Below are 5,919 nucleotides of genomic sequence, written 5' to 3'. Positions count from 1 at the left end.
TGGTACTGCAGGGGGGACCCTGTGGGAGAGTAGGACGCCGCCGAACAATTTTTAGCCTCAGTCCCCGGACACATTGTGTCCGGGGACTGAGGCATTTTTGCGTTCAGGATCTTTTCGGAGCCTTCTAGCCTTCTAGGCTGGAAGCATGAGATATGACCTTGTCATCTTCGACAACGACGGCGTGCTCGTCGACAGCGAGCCGGTGGCCAATGCCATCCTCGCGGGCTATCTGACGGAACTGGGGCACCCCACCTCGTACGAGGACTCGCTGCGGGACTACATGGGGGCGGCGGTCCACCGGGTGCACGATCTGGTGCTGGAGCGGAGTGGGGAGCGACTTCCGGACGATTTCGACGCGACTCTGCACGCGCGGACGTTCGCGGCGTTCGAACGGGAGCTGGTCGCTGTCGAAGGGGTGATGGAGGTGCTGGAGAAGCTGGCGGCGGACTCGGTTCCGTACTGTCTCGCCTCCTCGGGGAGCCATGAGCGGATCCGGGTGGGGCACCGTAAGACAGGGCTGGACCGCTGGTTCCGCGACGAGATCGTCTTCAGTGCGCAGGATGTCGGGAGGGGCAAGCCGGCGCCCGATCTCTTTCTGTACGCCGCCGAGCGCATGGGAGTGGCTCCCGAGCGCTGTGTGGTGGTCGAGGACAGTGTGCTCGGGGTGCGCGCCGCCGTGGCCGCGGGGATGGACGCGTACGGCTTCACGGCGATGACCCCGGCGGAGAAACTCGTGGGTGCGAAGGGGTACTTCGGCTCGATGACGGAGCTGCCCGCGCTGCTCGTCTGAGCCGCGCGGCCGATACGGTGGCGGGATGAGCAGCCGCACGATGTTGATGTGGGACGAGGCGGTAACGAAGTACGACTTCGGGGACAGCCATCCGATGGATCCGGTGCGGCTCGCGCTGACCATGGAGTTGGTGCGGGCCTATGAGCTGGACCGGGCCGTCGATGTGGTGTCCGCGAGGCCGGCCGGGGACTCGACGCTCCGGCTCGTGCACCGTGAGGACTATGTGGCGGCCGTGCGCGCGGCCTCCGCGCGGCCGGGGGACGCGGACCGGGCGTACGGGCTGGGGACGGTGGACGACCCGGCGTTCGCCGGGATGCACGAGGCCGCGGCGCTGATCGCCGGGCAGTCCGTCGGGGCGGCCGATGCGGTGTGGCGCGGCGACGCCGGGCACGCGGTGAACTTCGCCGGAGGGCTGCACCACGCGATGCCGGGCTCCGCGGCCGGGTTCTGCGTCTACAACGACGCCTCCCTCGCCATCGCCCGGCTGCTGGAGCTGGGCGCGGAACGCGTCGCGTACATCGATGTGGACGTGCACCACGGCGACGGCGTCCAGGCGTCGTTCTGGGACGACCCCAGGGTGCTGACGGTCTCCCTGCACGAGCACCCCAGGACCCTGTTCCCCCACACCGGATGGCCGGAGGAGACCGGCGGCGAGGGCCCGGCGGACGGCGGGGCCGTGAATGTGGCGCTGCCCGCGGGGACGGGTGACGAGGGGTGGCTGCGCGCGTTCCACGCCGTGGTCCCGGAGCTGCTGGCGGACTTCCGGCCGCAGGTGCTGGTCACCCAGCACGGCGCGGACACCCACTTCGAGGACCCGCTCGCGCATCTGGCGGTGTCGCTGGACGCCCAGCGCGCGGTCCAGGAGGCGTGTCACTCGCTGGCGCACGAGTACGCCGAGGGCGGGCGGTGGATCGCGCTCGGCGGTGGCGGATACGCGGTGGTGGACGTCGTACCGAGGTCGTGGACGCATCTGGTGGGCATCGCGGCCCATCGGCCCATCGACCCGGAGTCGATGATTCCGCAGGGGTGGCGGGACGAGGTGTACGCGCGGACCCGGCAGCCGGGGCCGCGCCGGATGACGGACGGCCGGGCGCCGGTGTGGCGGGAGTGGGGGCAGGGGTACGACCCCGCCGACCGGCTCGACCAGGCGGTGCTGGCGACCCGGCGGGCGGCTTTCCCGCTGCGGGGGCTGCTGGCGTAGGAGAGGCGCGAGAGGGCCCGGATGCCCTCGCGGGCGCCTGTCGGGGCCGTGAGGCCCCTCCAGGGCCGCGGAGGGCCGTCCAGGGCTCCGTACCTCCGCTCGCGCGGCGCGTTGGGCCAACCGTGCGACGGGGCAAGGGTTTCCGGGCCGGTCGAGCCCCGGCCGCGACACCATCGGCGGTGTGCCGAGTACGAGTGTCACAGCGCTGCGGACCCATCTTCTGGCCGCCCGGCTGGCCGGGAGCGTGCGTACCCTACGGGAGGAGAGCCTGCGCAGTTATCAGCTGTTCGCCGCGCGCGATCCCCGGGTCACCCTCGGGCTCGGTCCCGAGCGGGACTGGACCGAGCGGGACGTGATCGCGCTCATGGCCGCGAAATGCGGGGTCTCGCCCGATCCGGCGCACATCAGCGGGCCCGACGTCATCGACCCCGACCGGACGCTGAGCGCGCTGGACGCCTTCGCCGACCGGCTGGGCGAGGTGGCCGCGGCACGGGGGGCGGTGCTTCTCGGCACCGGTCATCCGCGGCGGCTGCTGGGCTTCTACGGGGGGCTGGCAGACGCTTTGTCGGCGGCGGGCTGTCTCCTCCTCACCCCCGCGCAGGGGCGATGTGTCGACATAACGACCCGGTTCGGAGTACGCACATACGCGATTGATTACGTACGGGGCGTCGCGCTGGTGCGGGAATCCGGCGTACGGGCAACCCGTGGTGAATCCGGCGCACACACCCATTCCCCCCTCCCCGTAAGAGCCGCTCTGGAGAGCCTCGCGGAGGCCGGCGGACCGCTTCCGGATCTTGTCGTCGGGGACCACGGATGGGTCTGCGGAGCAGGTCAGCTGGGCTTTGAGGCGATGGGTCCGGCGGATGTCGACGACCCCGCTCTCTTCGTCGGCGAGGCCGAGGGGAGGGTGGCGGTCGTGGTCCCGCTCGATGACTCCGTGCGGTCTCCCTGCTACCGACCGCTGACGCGCTATGTACTCAATCGAGCGTGTCTGTCACAGTAGGCGGCCGATGGCTGCTCCTCTTCCCCACTCGTACCACCCGCCCCTAGTCTGGGGAGTGAGCGCGTAGCGACGAAGAGTCACCGGAGGGGAAGCCGGTGGGCGTCTTGCGCGGAAGGTACAGGTGGGTCATGGCTGCTGGCAGCGAGAGGCCTCTTAACGAGGTCAAGTTCCTTACCGTGGCGGAAGTCGCCTCGGTGATGCGGGTGTCGAAGATGACGGTGTACCGGTTGGTACACAGCGGTCATCTGCCGGCGATCCGGGTGGGGAGGTCCTTCCGGGTACCGGAGCAAGCGGTTCACGACTATCTCCGCGAGTCCTTTGTGGGGGTGGAATCCGCGTAGTGGAACCGGGCGGCTGCCCTCGGATTACAACCTCGATGCTCAGGCGGGTAGGCTGGACCGACGTAGGTCGTGTGGGCCCAGACGCCCCGCACCGAGTAAAGAGAAGTGAGCGAGGGTAGTCGTGGGCTCTGTTATCAAGAAGCGGCGCAAGCGGATGGCGAAGAAGAAGCACCGCAAGCTGCTCAAGCGCACCCGCGTTCAGCGCCGTAACAAGAAGTAGTACGGCAGCTGTACGTGTCATCGCGGCCCTCTCACCACCATGGTGAGGGGGCCGCGGTGTTTTCCCGGGGCGAACCGCTACGGTGACGACGGAAGTCCCATTCCGACCTCAGGGAAGGCGCTGATCTTGGGAAAGGTCGTGCTCGTCACCGGCGTGGCCCGGCAGCTGGGCGGCCGTCTTGTGCGGCGGCTGCGGCGCGATCCCGAAGTGGAACGGGTGATCGGCGTCGATGTGGTGGAGCCCGCGCACGATCTCGGCGGGGCCGAATTCGTCCACGCCGACGTCCGCCGCCCCGCGATAGGGCGGGTCCTCGCCGAGCACGCCGTCGACACCGTCGTCCATCTGGATGTCACCGGCACCCCGCTGGGGGCCGGCGGGCGGACGGCGGTCAAGGAGACCAATGTCATCGGCACTCTCCAGCTCCTCGGGGCCTGCCAGAAGTCGTCCACCGTCCGGCGGCTGGTGATCAAGTCCAGTACGAGTGTGTACGGCTCCGCGCCCCGGGATCCGGCGGTCTTCACCGAGACCACCCCGCCCAAGTCGCTGCCGAGCGGCGGCTTCGCGAAGGACCTGGTCGAGGTGGAGGGATACGTCCGCGGCTTCGCCCGGCGCAGGCCCGACGTCGCCGTCTGCGTACTGCGCTTCGCGAACATCCTCGGACCGCGCGCGGACTCCCCGCTCGCCGAGTTCTTCTCGCTGCCGGTGGTGCCGACGGTGTTCGGTTATGACCCGAGGCTCCAGTTCGTCCATGAGGACGATGTGATCGACGTCCTGGGGATCGCGCTCCACGAGCCCCGCCGGGCCACGCTCAACAGCGGCACCTTCAATGTCGCGGGGGACGGGGTGCTGCTGCTGTCGCAGTGCGCGCGGCGGCTGGGGCGGCCCACGCTGCCGGTGCTGCTGCCCGCGGTCACCTGGGTCGGCTCCGCGCTGCGGGCGGTCGGGGTCACGGACTTCTCGCCGGAGCAGATCCGGCTGCTGACCCATGGGCGGGTGGTGAGCACCGTACAGATGCGCGAGACACTGGGGTTTGAGCCAAGTTTCACGACCGCGGAGGCGTTCGCCGACTTCGCCCGGTCCCGGCCGCCGGGACTGCTGCCGCCCAAGACCCTGGCGGGGGCGGTGGACCGGGTGGAGGCGTCCCTCGGGGGCGCGGGACGGCGGGCCCGGAGCGGTGCCGGAGAGGGAGCGTAGGCAGACGATGGCGGATGCCAAGGTCATTCCGTTCGACGACGACCGTGCGCGGGGCGGTGGCGCGGACCAGCGGCGCCCGCCGCGCCGCAAGCCCGGGGCGGCTGGTCCGGCCCCGGTGAGTTCGCTGCCCGGGGCGCGCTCCTCGCACGAGGAGCGCGCCGACGGCACCGAGGACGAGGCCGGCGGGGGCGGCGGCCTGGACCGCCGGGTCGCGGAGGGGCTGGCGTTTCTGCGCCGCCGGATCACGGGCGAGTACGAGGTCGACGAGTTCGGTTACGACGAGGAACTCACCGATCAGGTGCTGATGTCCCTGCTGCGGCCGCTGTACGAGAAGTACTTCCGGGTCGAGGTCAGGGGGATCGAGAACATCCCGTCCGACGGTCCGGCGCTGGTGGTGGCCAATCACTCCGGCACACTTCCGCTGGACGGGCTGATGATGCAGGTCGCCGTCCACGACCGGCACCCGGCGGGCCGTCATCTGCGGCTGCTCGCGGCGGATCTGGTCTTTGTGCTGCCGGTCGTCAATGAGCTGGCCCGCAAGGCCGGGCACACGCTGGCCTGTACGGAGGACGCCGAGCGGCTGCTGCGGCGCGGTGAGGTCGTCGGGGTGATGCCGGAGGGCTTCAAGGGCATCGGGAAGCCGTTCGGTGAGCGGTACAAGCTCCAGCGCTTCGGCCGCGGCGGTTTTGTGTCGACGGCGCTGCGGGCGGGGGCTCCGATCGTGCCGTGCTCGATCGTCGGGGCGGAGGAGATCTATCCGATGCTGGGGAACTCCAAGACGCTCGCCAGGCTGCTGGGGATTCCGTACTTTCCGCTGACGCCGACGTTTCCCTGGCTGGGGCCGCTGGGCGCGGTGCCGCTGCCGACGAAGTGGACCATTCAGTTCGGGGAGCCCATCGAGACCAAGGGGTATCCGGCCGAGGCGGCGGAGGACCCGATGCTGATGTTCAATCTGACGGATCAGGTGCGGGAGCAGATCCAGCACACGCTGTACAAGCTGCTGGTGCGGCGGAGGTCTGTGTTCTTCTGAGCCCCTGAGGGCGGCCGGGTGGGAAACGGCGGGCGGGCCGGATCTCTCCGGCCCGCCCGCCCCCGTTCCGGGCCCCCGGGCCCCGGGGGGCCGGGCCCCGGTTCTCCCCGGGGGGCGGTCCCCCCTTTTCGGTCCCTGCC

The 5,919-nt window shown here is 70.3% G+C and carries 7 protein-coding genes; all 7 read left to right on the top strand.

All coding sequences use genetic code 11. The annotated features are described in order from the left end of the window. The first annotated feature begins 145 nt into the window (after nt 1–145). The 7 genes from IE247_RS33730 to IE247_RS33700 all read left to right on the top strand — a co-directional run bounded on the left by IE247_RS33730 (nt 146) and on the right by IE247_RS33700 (nt 5,779). On the top strand, nt 146–790 hold the full coding sequence (locus tag IE247_RS33730; protein ID WP_190127189.1) for an HAD family hydrolase: 645 nt from the start codon (nt 146–148) through the stop codon (nt 788–790). A 25-nt stretch (nt 791–815) separates the two neighbouring features. Continuing rightward, nucleotides 816–1,991 (top strand): acetoin utilization protein AcuC, encoded by a 1,176-nt coding sequence (locus tag IE247_RS33725; protein ID WP_190127188.1) that lies wholly within the window; start codon nt 816–818, stop codon nt 1,989–1,991. A 181-nt stretch (nt 1,992–2,172) separates the two neighbouring features. Then, nucleotides 2,173–2,994 (top strand): phosphatase, encoded by an 822-nt coding sequence (locus tag IE247_RS33720; protein ID WP_229869524.1) that lies wholly within the window; start codon nt 2,173–2,175, stop codon nt 2,992–2,994. A 128-nt stretch (nt 2,995–3,122) separates the two neighbouring features. Next, a complete protein-coding gene (locus IE247_RS33715; RefSeq protein WP_003958488.1) occupies nt 3,123–3,335 on the top strand; it encodes a helix-turn-helix domain-containing protein in 213 nt (70 codons plus the stop codon). Nucleotides 3,336–3,456: 121 nt separating this feature from the next. Next, nucleotides 3,457–3,555, top strand: a complete 99-nt coding sequence (locus tag IE247_RS33710) for a 30S ribosomal protein bS22 (protein WP_003948845.1) — start codon at nt 3,457–3,459, stop codon at nt 3,553–3,555. 126 nt (nt 3,556–3,681) lie between these two features. Continuing rightward, a complete protein-coding gene (locus IE247_RS33705; protein WP_190127187.1) occupies nt 3,682–4,749 on the top strand; it encodes an NAD-dependent epimerase/dehydratase family protein in 1,068 nt (355 codons plus the stop codon). Nucleotides 4,750–4,756: 7 nt separating this feature from the next. After that, nucleotides 4,757–5,779 carry a lysophospholipid acyltransferase family protein gene (locus IE247_RS33700; RefSeq protein ID WP_190127186.1) on the top strand — a complete coding sequence of 341 codons (1,023 nt, stop codon included), beginning with the start codon at nt 4,757–4,759 and terminating at the stop codon, nt 5,777–5,779. Nucleotides 5,780–5,919: the final 140 nt, after the last annotated feature.

The sequence above is a fragment of the Streptomyces inusitatus genome, from assembly GCF_014651115.1.
GTDB lineage: Bacteria > Actinomycetota > Actinomycetes > Streptomycetales > Streptomycetaceae > Streptomyces > Streptomyces amakusaensis.
Note: the sequence above shows the minus strand (reverse complement) of the source record. Positions and strands in the feature narration are given on the sequence as shown.